Origin of the sequence: Paraburkholderia bryophila, from assembly GCF_013409255.1 — a bacterium.
GTDB lineage: Bacteria > Pseudomonadota > Gammaproteobacteria > Burkholderiales > Burkholderiaceae > Paraburkholderia.
Genome location: NZ_JACCAS010000002.1, coordinates 2,851,484 through 2,867,677, shown reverse-complemented (window position 1 = coordinate 2,867,677; position 16,194 = coordinate 2,851,484). Strand labels below are relative to the sequence as shown.

Annotated in this window: 17 protein-coding genes; 7 read left to right on the top strand and 10 right to left on the bottom strand. The window is 61.1% G+C overall.

The genetic code is table 11. From position 1 onward, the window contains the following. Positions 1–66 precede the first annotated feature (66 nt). Entirely contained in the window at positions 67–2,820 is a 2,754-nt protein-coding gene (locus tag GGD40_RS33735; RefSeq protein WP_179746640.1) for a LuxR C-terminal-related transcriptional regulator, read from the bottom strand. Between the two features lie 268 nt (positions 2,821–3,088). Then, entirely contained in the window at positions 3,089–4,195 is a 1,107-nt protein-coding gene (locus tag GGD40_RS33730; protein WP_373565298.1) for an IS5 family transposase, read from the bottom strand. 807 nt (positions 4,196–5,002) lie between these two features. Between GGD40_RS33730 and GGD40_RS33725 the strand changes: the two genes are divergently transcribed. Together GGD40_RS33725 and GGD40_RS33720 are read left to right on the top strand one after the other, a co-directional pair. Next, positions 5,003–5,320 carry an ArsR/SmtB family transcription factor gene (locus GGD40_RS33725; RefSeq protein ID WP_035562994.1) on the top strand — a complete coding sequence of 106 codons (318 nt, stop codon included), beginning with the start codon at positions 5,003–5,005 and terminating at the stop codon, positions 5,318–5,320. A gap of 83 nt (positions 5,321–5,403) precedes the next feature. Then, positions 5,404–6,465 carry an alkene reductase gene (locus GGD40_RS33720; RefSeq protein WP_179709625.1) on the top strand — a complete coding sequence of 354 codons (1,062 nt, stop codon included), beginning with the start codon at positions 5,404–5,406 and terminating at the stop codon, positions 6,463–6,465. Positions 6,466–6,597: 132 nt separating this feature from the next. On the opposite strand, the gene GGD40_RS33715 is transcribed toward GGD40_RS33720, so the two are convergent. Beyond that, positions 6,598–7,125: a GNAT family N-acetyltransferase gene (locus GGD40_RS33715; RefSeq protein WP_179746638.1), complete on the bottom strand. Its 528-nt coding sequence runs from the start codon at positions 7,123–7,125 to the stop codon at positions 6,598–6,600. 138 nt (positions 7,126–7,263) lie between these two features. Here GGD40_RS33715 and GGD40_RS33710 point away from each other — a divergent pair, with 138 nt between their 5' ends. Then, positions 7,264–7,911 carry a VTT domain-containing protein gene (locus tag GGD40_RS33710; RefSeq protein ID WP_035556322.1) on the top strand — a complete coding sequence of 216 codons (648 nt, stop codon included), beginning with the start codon at positions 7,264–7,266 and terminating at the stop codon, positions 7,909–7,911. Then, positions 7,896–8,312 (top strand): DUF2778 domain-containing protein, encoded by a 417-nt coding sequence (locus GGD40_RS37475; RefSeq protein WP_179747145.1) that lies wholly within the window; start codon positions 7,896–7,898, stop codon positions 8,310–8,312. Before GGD40_RS33710 ends, GGD40_RS37475 begins: the two co-directional genes overlap by 16 nt. A gap of 86 nt (positions 8,313–8,398) precedes the next feature. Here the strand turns inward: GGD40_RS37475 and GGD40_RS33700 are convergent, their stop codons facing one another. The 5 genes from GGD40_RS33700 to GGD40_RS33680 form a co-directional block, all read right to left on the bottom strand. Then, entirely contained in the window at positions 8,399–8,905 is a 507-nt protein-coding gene (locus GGD40_RS33700) for an SRPBCC family protein (RefSeq protein WP_179746637.1), read from the bottom strand. Further along, complete coding sequence (locus GGD40_RS33695) at positions 8,902–9,249, bottom strand: ArsR/SmtB family transcription factor (protein ID WP_179709631.1); 348 nt, start codon at positions 9,247–9,249, stop codon at positions 8,902–8,904. Before GGD40_RS33695 ends, GGD40_RS33700 begins: the two co-directional genes overlap by 4 nt. A gap of 3 nt (positions 9,250–9,252) precedes the next feature. Beyond that, positions 9,253–9,714 (bottom strand): VOC family protein, encoded by a 462-nt coding sequence (locus tag GGD40_RS33690; RefSeq protein WP_179709633.1) that lies wholly within the window; start codon positions 9,712–9,714, stop codon positions 9,253–9,255. Between the two features lie 143 nt (positions 9,715–9,857). Continuing rightward, positions 9,858–10,811 (bottom strand): quinone oxidoreductase family protein, encoded by a 954-nt coding sequence (locus GGD40_RS33685; RefSeq protein WP_179746635.1) that lies wholly within the window; start codon positions 10,809–10,811, stop codon positions 9,858–9,860. Beyond that, a complete protein-coding gene (locus GGD40_RS33680; protein ID WP_257030760.1) occupies positions 10,808–11,119 on the bottom strand; it encodes a hypothetical protein in 312 nt (103 codons plus the stop codon). The genes GGD40_RS33685 and GGD40_RS33680 overlap by 4 nt, the downstream gene beginning before the upstream one ends. Positions 11,120–11,216: 97 nt before the next feature. Here GGD40_RS33680 and GGD40_RS33675 point away from each other — a divergent pair, with 97 nt between their 5' ends. Continuing rightward, positions 11,217–12,038 carry an AraC family transcriptional regulator gene (locus tag GGD40_RS33675; RefSeq protein WP_179746633.1) on the top strand — a complete coding sequence of 274 codons (822 nt, stop codon included), beginning with the start codon at positions 11,217–11,219 and terminating at the stop codon, positions 12,036–12,038. Here GGD40_RS33675 and GGD40_RS33670 read toward each other — a convergent pair. Both GGD40_RS33670 and GGD40_RS33665 read right to left on the bottom strand, forming a co-directional pair. Then, complete coding sequence (locus GGD40_RS33670) at positions 12,014–13,021, bottom strand: sterol desaturase family protein (RefSeq protein ID WP_179746631.1); 1,008 nt, start codon at positions 13,019–13,021, stop codon at positions 12,014–12,016. The genes GGD40_RS33675 and GGD40_RS33670 overlap by 25 nt on opposite strands. Positions 13,022–13,089: 68 nt before the next feature. Further along, positions 13,090–14,106 (bottom strand): YVTN family beta-propeller repeat protein, encoded by a 1,017-nt coding sequence (locus GGD40_RS33665; RefSeq protein ID WP_179746629.1) that lies wholly within the window; start codon positions 14,104–14,106, stop codon positions 13,090–13,092. 244 nt (positions 14,107–14,350) lie between these two features. Between GGD40_RS33665 and GGD40_RS33660 the strand changes: the two genes are divergently transcribed. After that, positions 14,351–15,496: a porin gene (locus tag GGD40_RS33660; RefSeq protein ID WP_179746627.1), complete on the top strand. Its 1,146-nt coding sequence runs from the start codon at positions 14,351–14,353 to the stop codon at positions 15,494–15,496. A 10-nt stretch (positions 15,497–15,506) separates the two neighbouring features. After that, a complete protein-coding gene (locus tag GGD40_RS33655; protein WP_035556304.1) occupies positions 15,507–16,187 on the top strand; it encodes an ABC transporter ATP-binding protein in 681 nt (226 codons plus the stop codon). Positions 16,188–16,194 lie beyond the last annotated feature (7 nt).

Genomic DNA, 16,194 nt, shown 5'->3' with positions numbered 1-16,194 from the left:
CATTGCCCAAGCTCCGTCCACCGTGTTCTGGGACACAGCGGTCTTTGCCACTATCTGGTCATCGGGTCAGTCACGTGACAGCGCCGTTTGTACGGCTTCGATTCTCGAGTTCACGTTGAGTTTTTCGAAGATGTTCTTCATATGCCATTTGACCGTCTCAGGTGCCAGTTTCAACGCTCGACCCACTTCCTTGTTCGAAAGGCCACGGGCAACATAGGTGACTATCTCCAGCTCTCTCGCACTCAGCGTATCCGACGACGTTACGACCTCGACAAACCGGGTGGATGCAGATCGCGAATGATCAAGCTCATCGAAAACTGCCAGCAATCTGTTTGCGTAAGCGATTTCCGCAAACGAGTCCTCTCCTGAGACCTGGCAAAACCGTCGTAGCAACTCGCGCACCGGCTGCCCTTCATCTACGAAGCTGTTGATCATGCCAATCGCCCCACCGATGCGCAGCGCACGATCGAGCGCGGTGAGCGCTTTCTCAGACTCTCCACGTTGATCGAACGCGCGCGAAAGCAGCAGGGAAACAAGAGCCTCGGCAGGACGCCAGCATAGAGCAGCCAGCGTATCCAGCAAACGCACAAGAATGCTGACGGCCTTATCACTTAGATTCTCGGCAATCAGAACGCGGGCTTGCACAAGGCAGTAGCTTGTCCAGGTTTCCACAGCGGACCCCATCCGCCCTTCGCACATCTTTGGAACATTCATGCTCAGTTCGTCGGCGATCTGCCTGGCCTGGGTAACGTTGCCGTCGTCGAGGAGCAATCTTGCCGTCTCGGCATCGCACGCCAGCTTGAGGCGTAGCCACTGCCGGGCTTTTGCAACCCGTCGACCGTCCTCCAGAATAGCCAGCGCCGAGCCCGTCTCCCCGTCGCGCCACAGCAGGCGGGCAGCGCAAAGCACGTGGCGTATCAAGCCACCCTGATGGGTAGTCTCCAGTGCAATGCTCATGCGACCTGCGATCATCTTTCGTGCTTCAGACAGTTCGTTGCACTCGTAGTAGGCGAATGCAAGTAGGCCGGCCAGCTCAACCGCGCAGGAGGATGACGCACCGAAAGCATTTTCCGTATGCCGGACCGCCGCCTCGAGCGTTCGCTTTGCGTCACGAAGCTCGCCATATATAAGTGCGGCAAGACCGTACATCGCGTGTCGAAACATATCGGAGTAGCTCGGGTCCTCACCATGCCCCGCTCCGTTTTTAACGATCTCCCATATGCCAAGGATATGATCAAACCTTCCCCGATATATCAAACCAAAAAATTGGGCTATTTGCGAGTAGCGCTTTACCCACGGTGCCACAGGCGCCATTGAGCCTTCTGTGGCGCGCCCGAGTTCAAGCGCACGTTCGCTATCGTCACTAACGCCTGCGATCAATGCGCCGACCGCGCTCACTTCCGCCAACGCAGTCTCGTCGACTACGGCACTATGTGCGTGACACATCCGATTAAATTCGTCCACCACAGCACCGATTTCCGTCGAGGCACGGATTGTCTGAAGTGAGAGTGCAAGTGCCCACGCTTTGGCGAGACGCAAACGTAGCCGTCCGTGGACCACATTCGCCGGAAGCTTCTCGATCCAACCTAGCGACGTGTATGGCTCACCGTGTTCCAACCTCTCTATCGCGCAGTTCTCAACCCACTGCGCGGCCTGCTCGGGTTCGTCTGCGGCCAAGGCATGTCGGACTGCTTCGGGCCAAAGACGTGCACCTGCGAACCACTGGCTTGCACGGTGATGCAGCAAAGCAACCTGTTGCGGCATCTGGCGGATAAGGCGGCGCCGCAGTGCGTCGGACAGCAGTGCGTGATAGCGGTACCACACCTGTGGTTCATCAAGTGGCCGGATGAACACGTTATGCCGTTCGAGCCAGTCCAGCTTTTTCCCGCTTTCAGCACCATCGCCCATGATGGCATCGCATACGCCAGGGGTGAGCCGTTCAAGAATCGACGTGTACAGCAGAAACTTGAGCATGGGCGGCGGCAAATGCATCAGCACCGTATCGTTCAGGTAGCGATCGATCCCAGAGCCGCTTCCGGCAAGGTGACTGGCAACCCGGGCCGCATCTCCCGCCTGAGTCAGTGCAAGGGACGCCAGCTGCAAGCCCGCCACCCACCCCTCAGTCGTCTCGTTCAGCAACTTGACACTGGTACGGTCGAGCGGCCGTGTACCTGTCTGGTCAAAGAACGCCTGCGCCTCGTCGATCGAAAAACGGAGGTCGTCGACATTAATTCGCATCAGCTTTTCCGGTGCCCTGAGCTGGCCGAGCGTCAAGGCAGGTTCGCCGCGCGCTCCGAGCAGCACGTGCATGTTGTCGGGCGCATATTGCAGCAGACGCGACGCAATCGCGAGAACCGGTTTCGCAGTCAGGCGGTCGGCATCATCCAGTACCAGGAATACGCAGCGGCCGCATGCGGCGATCCCATTCAGGAGCACCGAAATGACCGTTCTGATGGGGGTCAGCGCATCGTTATCCAGAAGTTGTTGCGCCTGCCAGCCAATGTCCTCCGACGCGCGGGACAATGCCGCCACCAGGTAGGCACCGAACTGCTGCGGATCATCGTCTTCATCATCGAGGCTGAGCCATGCAACCGGGTATTTTTGCTCCGACAGCGCTTCACTCCATTCAGCCAGCAAGGTCGTCTTGCCGAAACCCGCCGGGGCGGTCACGACCGTTACACTGCGCGGCGGTCGCCGACCCAGTTGCTCAATCAACCCGGACCGACGGACGCAGCCCGGCGGCAGACGTGGCGGGATCATTTTGGTCTGGATCAGCGACACGGTCCATTTGCGATCCGTGCTGTCTGAAAATTCAATCATGATTGCCCCCAACGCGACGACCGCACATCGGTGAATTCACACGATTCGGCATTGTCAACTTGCGGAATGACGTGCATGCGGAAACGCATGACATTGGTATTGCTAACCTAGCAGGCTGTTGAAAAGCGCCCCGTCATGAAGACGGGAGCAGTGTTCACGAGGCTTCCAAATGCGATGTGCTGCTGAATTGCGGGTTCGCACGGTGGTTTTTGTAGGCAATGCGCGTGCGCGCAGGCGGCGCGCCGTGCATTCGCCATGCCGTGGCGGCTCATCGCGTCGCTCCTTGCGGCACCACACCTGGCATTCGCGCCATGCGGGTCAGATTGCTCGCAACCATCGTCAGCTTGAAGTGCTGGTCGACTCGCCGGATGCCGCGATAGACCGTCTGCCGGATCCGACCGACGGTTTTACCCCAGCCGAAGTGCTCCTCGATACGCTTGCGGATGATCTGACTGGTCCGGTAGCCCGCATGCCGCGAAGTGCGCCCGTCGATTGCGCTGCCGCCCGAACGCTCATCGTTGCGCGCGACATGCGGTGTCACGTTGCGAGCGCGGCAATCGTTCACGAAGTCACGGGTGTCATACGCCTTGTCGGCACCGACTGTCTTCGCATGAGCGCCTGGCACGCAATCGAGCAATCGCAACGCGCTGGCCCGCTCGGCGAAACCATCCGCGTGACTAACCACGGCACCGACCACCAGCCCTGAGCGATTCTCCATCAGGATGTGCCCGTGGTAGCACAGGATGGCCGGGCTTTTGTGGCTCTTCTTGAACAATCGCGCCTCCGGATCAGTAGTCGACTCGTGCGTGGCATTGCTACGTCGCTCGCCTCTCCAGTCAGTATCGGCGTTGCGGCCACCGCCGGCGGGCGGACCATCCTCCGGGCCGTCCTTGCGGCGGAAGCTCTTGTGACTGGCCCACGCCTGAATCAGCGTGCCGTCCACCGAGAAATGGTCCCTCGACAACAAGCCCCGTTTGTCCGCCAGGCTCATGACTTCGGTGAAGAACGCTTCCACGACTTCATGCTCCAGCAACCGGTCTCGGTTCTTCGAGAACACCGAGTGGTCCCACACGGCGTCCTCAATCGCCAGCCCGACGAACCAGCGGAACAGCAGGTTGTAGCGCATCTGCTCCATCAGCATGCGCTCGCTGCGCACCGAGTAGAACACCTGCAACAGCAGCGCTCGCATCAGCTTCTCAGGTGCAATCGAGGCACGGCCAGTGTCCGCGTAGATGACGCTGAACAGCCCGTTGAGCCGTTTCAACGCATCATTCACCAGCACCCGGATCGGTCGCAACGGGTGATCTGCCGGGACGAAGTCCTCCAGCTTGACCGTCGTGAACAGGGTTTCCTGCATCTCATCCATTCCGCGCATCGCATCCGCTGCCAAAGATCATGAACACGATATCCATAACGCCCGTCCCTCAAACCCCGCTTACACGGGACCAAAATTCAACAGCCTGCTAGGCGGCAAGGCGATCGGGCATCGGATTTCCGGTAACGGCCTCCCACCCAACCAGGGACAAGCTGCAAAACGGCTGCGGCGCTTTCTGGGTATGACTTGTCATCATGCTCTCGGTGATTGCCTGGTGGCGTATTGACGACTGCAGTTTACTTTCGCCCGAGATTTCATCAACATCGGAAATAATTTAGTCAATAAGCACAGGTTATGAGGATCAGGGATATCGAGGTGTTCAGGGCGGTCATGAACGCGCGAAGCACGAGTAACGCCGCGGCCCTGCCCGGCATTTCGCAACAGAGTGCAGCGAAGGCAGCAACAAAGACACGTCGACTCATGATTCCCCTGGATGCGTGTTGACGAGCGTGAAAATACGGACGTGATTCAACGGGTTAATTTGGACGAAGTGAATCGCCTGCGCGACGCTCTTTCTACAGGGCTGCTTCCGCTTCGCTGGCTGCGTCATCGCGGTGTAAAAACGAAAGCAGGTTGAAGCGTTATCCACCGAAAAATTCCACGATGTGCAACACAAAGTGTGAACTCTTTTGCGCATAAAACGTGCATCCGCCGAAGTGCAGGCTTTGTTGTGCGTCGACACCTATCGCCCACATAGACAGTAGTGTCTTCAAGCATATCGTCAAAATACGATATATGATTCGTCTTGTAGCGATGCAGATGCATGGACGCCAACCGGCGTTCCAGGCCTGCGTGTTGTTGACAACCATGAAACCGACCCGAACGACACCCGACATCGACGCGATTCACAAAGCGCTGGCCAACCCGTTACGCCGGGAGATTCTTGGCTGGCTGCGGGAGCCGTACGCGCATTTCGCCGATCAGGAGTTGCCGCTCGACCACGGCGTATGCGCCGGCAAGATCGACGCACGCTGCGGTCTGTCGCAGTCCACCGTGTCGGCGCACCTCGCGGCACTGCAGCGCGCGGGCCTCGTCACGTCGAAGCGGGTTGGCCAGTGGGTGTTTTTCAAACGCAATGAGCCCGTCATTCAGGCCTTTCTCGAGCATATGAACGAGCAGCTTTGAGGGCTTCATTCGCGTCAGCACGCTTTTTTCATCACGTATTTTTTCAGGCCGGGCCACAAGCTCGTTGCCGAAGGTGAACTGTTATGCCGACTCTTTTCGATCCGCTGCAAATTGGCGATATCACGCTGTCGAACCGCATCATCATGGCGCCGCTGACGCGCCAGCGCGCCGAAGAAATCCGCGTGCCGAACGCGTTGATGGCGCGTTACTACGCCGAGCGCGCGAGCGCCGGCCTGATCATCAGCGAAGCCACCTCGGTCACCCCGCAAGGCGTGGGTTATGCCGACACGCCGGGCATCTGGTCGCAGGAACAGGTTGAAGGCTGGAAGCTCGTCACGAACGCGGTGCACGCCGCCGGCGGCAAGATCTTTCTGCAACTGTGGCACGTTGGCCGTATTTCGGATCCGGTGTTCCTGAATGGCGAATTGCCGGTTGCGCCGAGCGCGATCGCCGCGCAAGGGCATGTGAGTCTGGTGCGTCCGGAACGTCCGTTCGTGACGCCTCGCGCGCTGGAACTCGACGAAATCGCCGGTCTGGTCGACGCGTACCGCAAGGGCGCCGAGAACGCGAAAACGGCCGGTTTCGACGGCGTTGAAGTGCACGGCGCGAACGGCTATCTGCTCGACCAGTTTCTGCAGGACAGCACCAATCAGCGTACCGACACCTACGGTGGTCCGATCGAAAACCGCGCGCGTCTGCTGCTCGAAGTCACCGACGCTTGCATCGATGTGTGGGGCGCGAATCGCGTGGGCGTGCACCTTGCACCGCGCCGCGACGCGCACGACATGGGCGACTCCGATCCGGCCGCTACGTTCGGTTACGTGGCTCGCGAACTCGGCAAGCGCAAGATCGCGTTCATCGCGGCTCGTGAAGCGCTCGGCGACGACCGCCTCGGCCCGCAACTGAAGCAGGCATTCGGCGGCCCGTACATCGCGAACGAAAAGTTCACCAAGCAGAGCGCGCAACAATTGCTCGACGCGGGTGAAGCGGACGCGGTGGCATGGGGCCAACTGTTCATCGCGAATCCGGATCTGGTGCGCCGCTTCGAAACGGATGCGCCGCTGAACCAGCCGAATCCGTCGACGTACTATGCGCGCGGCGAAACCGGGTATGTGGATTATCCGGCGCTGGAAACGGTGGAATAAGCGGGTGGAATAAGCGCCACCTGCGTGGCAGCGAGCTCGCTGTAGCAAGCGGTAAAACGACGCGGCGGATGTGACCGGAGATAGATATCGGTCGCACCCGCCGCGTTTTTCTTTCGCGCAACCAACCTCATCTCATGCCAGATCGCGCCGCATGAACACGCGCCTGGATTCGTCGAGCCCACGCGCGATATGCGCGTCGCGCCGCTCGATCAGATGCGCGTCGAGTTCCGCTGCTTCGATATCGCGAAACCCGAGCCGTCGATAGTAAGGCGCGTTCCACGGCACCTCGCGATAGGTGGACAGAATCAGTTGCGTGAGCTGCCGCGCCAATGCGTGTTGCGCGACCTGCTCGATCAACGCCGCGCCGATACCCTGCCCCGCATGCGACGTCAGCACGTCGAGCTCCTGAATATAGATGCGCGTGGGCTGCGGCTCGAACATGACGAATCCGACGCGGGTCGCATCGGCATCCACGGCGACGATGATCTCGCGCGCGGCGATCTTGCTTTCGATACGCTCGATATCCATCGGCGGGGCATCGGCAATGCCCGTCAAACCGACGCTGGCGAAACGCTGGCCCGCTTCGAATTCGATAGCTTGGATCGCGTTCGCATCGGGTGGCGCGGCAAAACGGAAAGTGACGGCGGAAGCTTGTCGCATAAAGGTTTCGCAGGTTTGTTTCAGGTTTTATTTGCGTATGACACGACGCGATATTGACATCTCTCCAAGGAAATAGACAGGTACCCGTGCCGCCGTCGGGCTACACTCCCGAACATCCCAATTCCCCCGCGCCCCGAGATGGATCTGATGCATGTGTTGCAGGTCGCCCTGCACTTCGACCAGCACCTGAGCGGTCTGATCGTGCAATACGGCACCGCCGTTTACGCGATGCTGTTTCTCGTCATATTCGTCGAGATCGGTTTTCTGCCGCTGTTCTTCTTGCCCGGCGATCCGCTGATTTTCATTTGCGGCGGACTCGCCGCAACCGGCGCGCTGAACGTCTGGCTCGTGATCCCCGTGCTGTTCGCGGCCACGGTGGCCGGCAGCGTCGTCGACTATGCGATTGGCCGCGCGATCGGTGAAAAGGTTTATACCGCCGACTATCGCTGGCTCGACAAGAACGCATTGCGCAAGGCGCATGTATTTTACGAAGCGCGCGGCGGACTGACGTTTCTGCTGTCGCCATTCATTGCGGTGGTGCGGACGTTCGCGCCGTTCGTCGCGGGCGTTTCGCGCATGACGTTCGCGCGTTTCCTGTCGTTCGTCAGCGCGGGCGCAGCACTGTGGATCGTGTCGCTGGTGGCCGCCGGTTATCTGTTCGGCAATGTGCCCCTGGTGCGCGATCATATGAGTTCGATCGTGTTGCTGGGCGTGGGGCTTGGCGTCGGGTCGTTGCTGGTGAGTGCGGTGTGGCGGTTTGTTAATCGGCGCTGGCGTGCTCGCTGATTTTTCGGACCACACGACGCGCGGTCAGGATCAGCAGCCGCGCGAACACGGCCATCAAGAACGCCGGTCCAATCCCGAAGGGACGCTATTACATCATCGGGCGTCAAAGCGGGGGGCGTCTCGGGTGGCTTTGGGATTGGGCAAAAGACAAGGCATCTCACGTGCAGCACGATCAATGGTTCGCCCTTTACCGTAATGACGGTGTCATCGACGACTACACGTTCGTGCATGGCGTGCGTCGCGGCAATTTCCGCCTCCATCCCGACGGCCGATTCGGCATCAGCGAAGGATGCATCGCCATTCAGTCTCCCGAATCAATGCCCTGCTCGCGTGGTTATACAGCGAGAGCGGGTATCAGGCGCTTGCCCCTCTCTTCCGTCTGTTTGGCACAGTCGGCGTAGAGGGCCACGAAAGCGTGATAGCAGGCCTGCTGCTCGCTCTGAGCTTCGTCTTTTCAGCGCTCATCGTGTGGCTCGGTTCCACTCTGCTAAAGCACCGGCGGTAGCACTCCATCCCCCACTTCCGCACGCAACGCGGCCAACAAAACCTGCCACCACTCCCCGTGCCGCAATAGAAACACGCGATCGGGAAAATGATGGCGCGCCACATGATCCTGCGGCACCGTATCCCAGCCACGATGCTCGACCGTCACCCGTGTCTCGTCGCCCACCGCTTCGAAACGCACCTCGACATGCGTGTGTTGCGCGGCGGAAAAACTCGCTTGCCGCCAGCCGAATGCCAAACGTTCGCCCGGCTCCCACACAGTGACGCGGCCCACCTCGAACACGCTGCCGTCCGGCTGCGTTTCGACCAGACGTCCATGGTCGCCACTCCCCTCCTCAGCCGGTTCGAACGACAATACCCCCTCCCCTTGCGGCGTGAATTGAAACAGCCCGTTAGGCCGCCACCATCGGCCGATATCGCGCGTGAATACCTCGAACGCACGCGACGGCGACGCGGCAACGCGCAGCGACACCTGCACGCGCGAACTCATCCCTGCTCCTCGACGTGCGCCTTGAACGACAACAGTTGCTCCGACCACAATGCCTCGGTCTGCTCGAGCCACGTTTTCAATTCGTTCATCGGCGTCGATCGCAATACATAAAGCCGCACGCGCGCGTCGACGCTGTCGCCGCCGCCGCGCGATTCTTCTATCAACTCACTCGAACGCAGTACGCGCAAGTGCCGGCTCATCGCTTGCGGCGAGAGACCGGTGGCCTGCGCGAGTTCGCCGGCGCGCATGGGTTGCCGGCTCAACAGATCGACCACGTGACGCCGGTTCGGATCGGCCAGCGCGGCCAGCGTGCGATCGAGCGAGACACTCGCGGGCAGTCCCATGCGTTACACCCAGCCTTCGATTTTCAACCCGCTGGCACGCTCGGCTTCTTCACGCGACACCTCGTGCACGGTCTGCCCAAAGCTCCAGATATGCCCCTCCGGATCGCGAGCCGCATACACACGGTCGCCGTAAAACTGATCGGCCAACTCACGCGTAATCACCGCGCCAGCAGCGCGCGAGCGAGCACAGTGCTCGTCGATACCGTCACGTAGTTGCACATGCACCGACTGCGTATTCTTGCCGCCGATCGACGCCGGGCTCGCCGCATCTTCCGACCATTCGCGGCAGATCATCACGTAGCTGTCGCCGAAACGCATTTCCGAGTGGGCCAACTGGCCATCGTTGTCTGTAATGACCATCTGACGCTCGAAGCCGAAGGCCTTTTCCAGCCAGTCGAGCGCAGCAAACGCGTCCTTGTAGTACACCGATGCCCCCAGCGAAGGACGTTCAAACGATTCGCTCATGATGGCCTCCTTTGATAAACCTTACGGTTAATATTTCACACTATAGTTAAATAAACCGATAAGGCAAGGACGGCATGAGCGATCGTGTCCGGTCATGACCAAGACAAAGGTGAACGTGCAGCGAGGCGTTATACCCCCTACGTCTACGGCACAAACACCGTCCGACGAGCACTATCCGGATGCCCCCAATGCGCGCCCAGTTCCGCCAGCGGCACCGTTTGAGTCGTCACCTGCAAACCAGCAGGCCCCGCTGCATCGAACACCGCTTTCAGCGCCCCGAACAAATGCGCCAAAGGAACGCTGCCAATCCCGCTCCCTACCAACCTGATATCCGTCGAACGCAGCACGGCCGCCGGTAACGCGATCTCGGCGCCGCTAATCGCGCCGATCTGAACGAAGCGCACCGGGTGATCGTCCTCCGATGCTTTCGCCGCCGCGATCAACAACGACCGCGCACTCGCGCCCCACAGATAATCCAGCACCACGTCCACGCTGTCGCGAAACACCGCTTCGAACGCGCGGCTCAAGCTGGCTTCGTCCTGATCGAGCGAAATCGTGTCATCGGCGCCGATGAGCTTGAGCGCTTCCAGCGAAGCAGCATTACGCCCCGTCGCAATGATTCGCGCCGCGCCGAGGTGCTTCGCGATCTGCACGGCCAACCGTCCCGAGGTGCCCGTTGCACCGTTGATCAACACGGTTTCGCCCGCCACGAAACCCGCCCGCTCGACGAGCGCCGCCCACGACGACATGCCGGGAATCGCGATCGCCGCGGCCGTGACGTCGTCGAGCGTGTCGGGCAGCGCAATGCAATGCGTGTCCGCGACGAGGCTGTGTTCCGCCATCGCACCGAACGGCGCCTGCGGCTTGAAGAAATAGACGCGTCGTCCGTCGCTCAGTCGGCCTGTGCCGTCCACGCCGGCAACGAACGGAAAGTCGCCCGACGACGAATAATGCGAGCCCGCCGCCCTGGAACGGGTGACGTGACTGAGCGCGGATGCCGTGACATCGACGACACTCAATCCGCTCGACGCTTCGGGTCGAGCGAAATCCGCGTAGACGGGCGCCTCGCCCGCCGCTTTGACAATGGCTGCTTTCATGATGGTTCCTTGCTGTTAGCCTGGGATTGTGCTGAAGCTTGGGATTGAAGCGCGCGCTGCCGCACCTGAACCCAGTCGCGCAACGCGTGATCGCGAATCTCGAGCACGTCGAACAAACCGAGAAGGTGCAACGCAGGCAGCGCATCGACCATATCGGTTTCGGCCTCGGCGTACGCCGCTTTGCTCGCGTTGGGATCGGTCCACACACGCGCATTGGCGAGAAAAGCCGCGACGGTGCCCTTGCGGATCGTCGTACCGCCAATCTCAGTCTGATTGATTGAATCGGGAAGAACCTGTTCAGCTCGCATCGCACTGCACTCCTTGTTGATCACAATGGAATCCAGTGTAGGCGTGCAAATGCGGCCGGTCTCCGGTATAAAGGCCAATCAATACGGTATTCAGGCCATGACCCAACCTTTGATTCGCCCGGATCTCGTCACCTCGCCGGCCGGTCCTTTCCTCGCCGCGGCCGAACTGACGCAAACCGAGGCGCGTTCGACGTCCTCGCATAGTCATGCGCGCGGGCAGCTGATGGGTGCGTTGAGCGGGCTCGTCTCGGTGGGCCTCGACCGACAGCAATGGGTCGTGCCCGCGATCCACGCCATCTGGATTCCGCCGCATTACGAGCACTCGGTGCGCTCCTACGGACCGTTTTCCGGCTGGAGCGTGTTCATTACCGAGCAGCGCTGCGAGCAACTGCCGCGCGAGCCGCGCGCGATCAAAACCACGCCCTTGCTGCGCGAAGCCGTCCGGCGCGTGGCAAGTTGGCCGGGCGTCGAACTCGACGACGCGCAAACGCGCATCGCGGAAGTCATCGTCGACGAACTCGCGGCGTCGAAAGAGGAATCGCTGGATTTGCCGCGCCCCGACGACGCCAGGCTCGTGCGTCTCACGGACGCGCTGGTCGGCGATCTGTCCGACAATCGCCGGCTCGATGAATGGGCGGTGTGGGCGGGTCTCGCGCCGCGCACGCTGAGCCGCCGTTTTGTGGCGGAAACCGGCATGACGTTCGCGCAGTGGCGGCAGCAGGCGCGCTTGCTGCGTGCGCTTGAACTTGTCGCGGACGGCATGCCCGTCACGACGATCGCGCTCGAACTCGGCTACGACAACGTCAGCGCGTTTATCGACATGTTCCGCCGCGCGATGGGCACGACACCTGGGCGCTATCTGGCGGCCGAAGCGTCGACGTCGTCGCCTGCCGCTTATTCAGCCGCGCCACCGGCATAGTTCCGCTGACCGCGCAAACGCTGCACGATACGGCCGAACGCATACCACTGCTGCGCGATCAACCCCGTGCCATACGAACGGCCGGCGCCGTGCGGCACGGGCAACTGATCGCGAATGCCGGTCGGCTCGACGGTGCGGTCCCAGGACACGGTGCGGAACATCATGTCCCACCACGGAAACAGCACGCCGAAGTTGCATCCATAACGCGTGCCTTCATGCCCATACCCCACCGCGTGATGCCGGCGATGAAAAATCGGACTGACGATCACGCGCTCCAGCAGCCACCCATACGGCAAACGCGCATTCACGTGCTGCACGCTCTGCATGAAATTGCCGACGGCGACCAGCACGACGAACTGCGTCGGCTGCACGCCGATAAACAGCGAAATCGCCGCAAAAAACGCGGCCTGGATGATGTCGTCGAGAAAGTGGTTGCGGTCGTCGGCCCACAGCGACATCTGCTGCTGGCTGTGATGCACCGCGTGCAATTCCCACCACACGCCGAAACGGTGCTGCCAGCGGTGATACCAGTAGCCGAAGAAGTCGAGCACGATCAGATAGATCAGGAACGACACCACCGGCTGATCGGTCACGCCGGGCCACAAACTATCGACGTCGATATTCGGCACGTCGTAGATCGCCATCAGGCTTTGCCAGTGATTGAACAGCGGCGTGAGCATGAAAAAAACCGCGATATTGATGATGCCGAGCTTGGCGATCCACGTGTAGATCACATCGGCGCGCAGCGCCTTGCGATCCTGCCAGGTCTCGATCGGCCGCAACGCTTCGAGCGGCCGCAAAGCGGCATACGTCACGACGATTTCGAGCACGCCGATGATCACCCAGTAGAGCGCGTCGTACGTGTCTTCGTCATAGCCCATCAAGCCGAACTTGAAGAAGAACGGCTGCACGACGTCGACATACAGCAGCGTTTGCAGCGCTGAGATGCCGTTGTCGAGCAGCGCGAGGATGTCGTGAATCATCGAAAAACCTCTGAAAAACCGATGCTGTAATGAAAACGGAAGCTTGAGGCCTCAGTGGGCCTCCAGCCTCAGTCCGGATTCGGCGCAGTGACCGGCGCGCGATTCGCGAAATAAAGGCCATGCGGCGAACGTCCGACAGCAATCGTGTCGATAAGTTTTCGCGTTGTCAGATCAATAATGCCCACGTGCTTCGCAAAACGGAACGTCACCCACAGGTAGCGGCGATCGGCGGACAACTCCATGTCGTCGGGTCCGGGCATCAGACCGGTAATGTCGCCGACTTTCGTCAGCGTGTTGTAATCGAGAATGCTGATCGTGCTCTCCACGCGATTCGACACCGCGATGTGCTGACCGTCGTCGAGATTACGGAAGTTGTGCGCGCCACGGCCGGTCGGGATCTTTTTCACGAGCTGCTGCTTGTGCCAGTCGACCACGGCCACATCGTCCTCACCCGTCATACCGATCAACAGATAGCGATCGCCGGGCGTCATCCACAAGCCGGCCGGCGTGTTGCCGATATGCAGCTTCCACAGCACCGTTTGCGTCGCGAGGTCGATTGCGGCGACTTCGCCGGTGTCCTGCAGCGTGACGAACACCGTGCGGCTATCCGACGAAAACGTCATATGGCTCGGCGTTTTCGACAGCGGCACGCGCTTCGCGAGCGACACGTTCTGGCCGTCGTAGCGATACACATCGACGCGATCCAGCCGCAGCCCCGCCGTCACAAACCACTTGTGATCGGGCGAAAAACCCAGTTGATACGGGTCTTCGATATCTTCGACGCGGCGCTGCACTTTGCCGGTGTGCGGGTCGAGAAACATCAGGTCGTTGGACACCGAATCGGCCACGATCAGCGAACGGCCGTCGGGCGTGATCATCAGATGGTGCGGCTCCTTGCCGGTCGGCTCGGTGCCGATCACCTGGTGGGTGGCTCCGTCGATGAGCGAGAGTTTCGCTTCGCCGGAATCGAGCACGATGACGTTGTCCGCGGCCTGCGCGAACCCGCTCGCGAACAGGCCGCACAGCAGCGCGGCGCGCACGCCTGCTTTGGAAATCGTCGTGATCGTTGAAAGAGGAAATGACATGTGATGAATTTCGCGCGCGAAAAAGAACCGATGGGAATGAGGGGCAGACTGGCGAGCGTCAACATGAGACAGACGGCCAGCACGGCTTCCCTCATAACGTGACAACCCGGCTCGCCGATGACACGAATCGGTCATTAGCCACCGGAAACACCGGAAAAGATGCCGGACGTTACGCTGTCATTCATTTGACTTAAGCCCAGCTTACATTCACGGCTCAAACTTAATCCCAAAGAGGACACAATCCGTGAACCACTCCTACCGCATCGCGGCGGTCGGCTGCTGTCTGGCCGTTTCCGTCTGTCAGTCGAACACCAGTTTCGCCGCCTCAGAAGCTTCTTCCTCTTCCTCCGTCACGCTGTACGGCATCATCGACACCGGTGTCGAATTTCTCAACAATGCTTCGGCCACCAAGGGCCAGACGCACGACGTCACGCGCCTGACCTCCGGCAATCTGTCGGGCTCGCGCTGGGGCCTGACCGGCACCGAAGACCTCGGCGGCGGCGCGAAGACCTTCTTCCGGCTGGAAAGCGGCTTCAACGTCGACAGCGGGGCGCTGCTGCAAGGCGGCCGCGAATTCGGCCGGCTCGCGTACGTGGGCCTGTCGGACACCACTTACGGCTCGCTGTCGCTGGGTCGTCAAGGCGGCCTGTTCCTCGACTGGATGAGCCTCTACAACCCGCTCGGCAACGCGGTCTACGCGATCAAGATGCAGGACCCGGCGTTCTCCGACCGGCTCGACAACACGGTCCGCTATGAGCACCATTTCGGCCCGGTCACCGCGCTCGTCCAGTACAGCCTCGGTTACGACAACGTCACGTACGGCGCGCAACCGGCGGGCGACACTCGCAACGCGCGCGTGATCGAAGCCGGCCTGCGCTACAAGAGCGGCCCGCTCAGCGCGGCCATCGCGTACGACCAGAAAAACGGCGGCAGCACGAGTCCGACGGCGGCGCACACCACCAAGGCAGGCGGTTACGAAGGTAACGTCGACCGGCGTATCGGCGTCGGCGTGCGCTATGCGCTGGCTTCCACGGATCTGTTCGGCGGCTACCGCTACCTGAATTCGAAAGCGATCCACCTGAGCACGCTCTCCACCGGACCGGTCGAAGCGACCAGCCTCTACTGGCTCGGCGCGACCTATCACGCGAGCGCCGCGCTGAACCTGTCGAGCACGGCGATGTACCAGAACTTCTATGGCACGTCGCGCGATCCGTGGTCGTTCCAGGTCGACGCGGATTACTTCCTGTCCAAGCGCACCGATCTGTATCTGAACCTCGCGTATGCGCTAAACCGAAACGGCTCGAATCTCGGCCTGAACGGTTTCGGCACGGACGTAGTGGCGGGCAAGAACCAGGTCGGCCTGATGGCCGGCATTCGCCACACGTTCTGAGGACGGCAGGATGGATAGCGCGAGCGTATCGATCCGCGTGCGCGGGCTTCGTCAGACTTTCGGCGCGCAGGCCGTACTCGACGGCGTCGATCTCGACGTGCCGGCGGGCACCACGCTCGCGCTGCTCGGACCGTCCGGCTGCGGCAAAAGCACGTTGCTCAAACTGCTGGCCGGGCTGCTGAAACCGGACGCGGGCCGCGTGATGTTCGGCGACGAAACCGTCGCCGATGCGGCGACCTGTGTGCCGCCCGAGTCGCGCGGCCTCGGCATGGTGTTTCAGGACTATGCGCTGTGGCCGCATATGACGGTGGCCGGCAACGTGTCGTTTCCGCTGGAAATGCGCGGCGTCGGCCGGCGCGAACGCGGCGAGCGGGTCGCCGCGGCGCTCGCGCGCGTGGGTCTCGACGGGATGGGCGCGCGGCGTCCGTCGGCGTTATCGGGCGGCCAGCAGCAGCGCATTGCGCTGGCCCGCGCGATCGTCGCCGAGCCGCGCATCCTGCTGTTCGACGAGCCGCTGTCGAATCTCGACAGCCAGTTGCGCGCGAGTCTGTGCGACGAAATCGGCGGCCTGCTCGCGCAACTCGGCACCACCGCCGTGTACGTGACCCACGAGCGCAAGGAAGCCGAAGCCCTCGCCCATACGATCGTCACGCTCGCACACGGGCGCGTGGAAAGCGTCCTTCACCGGTAAAGGAATC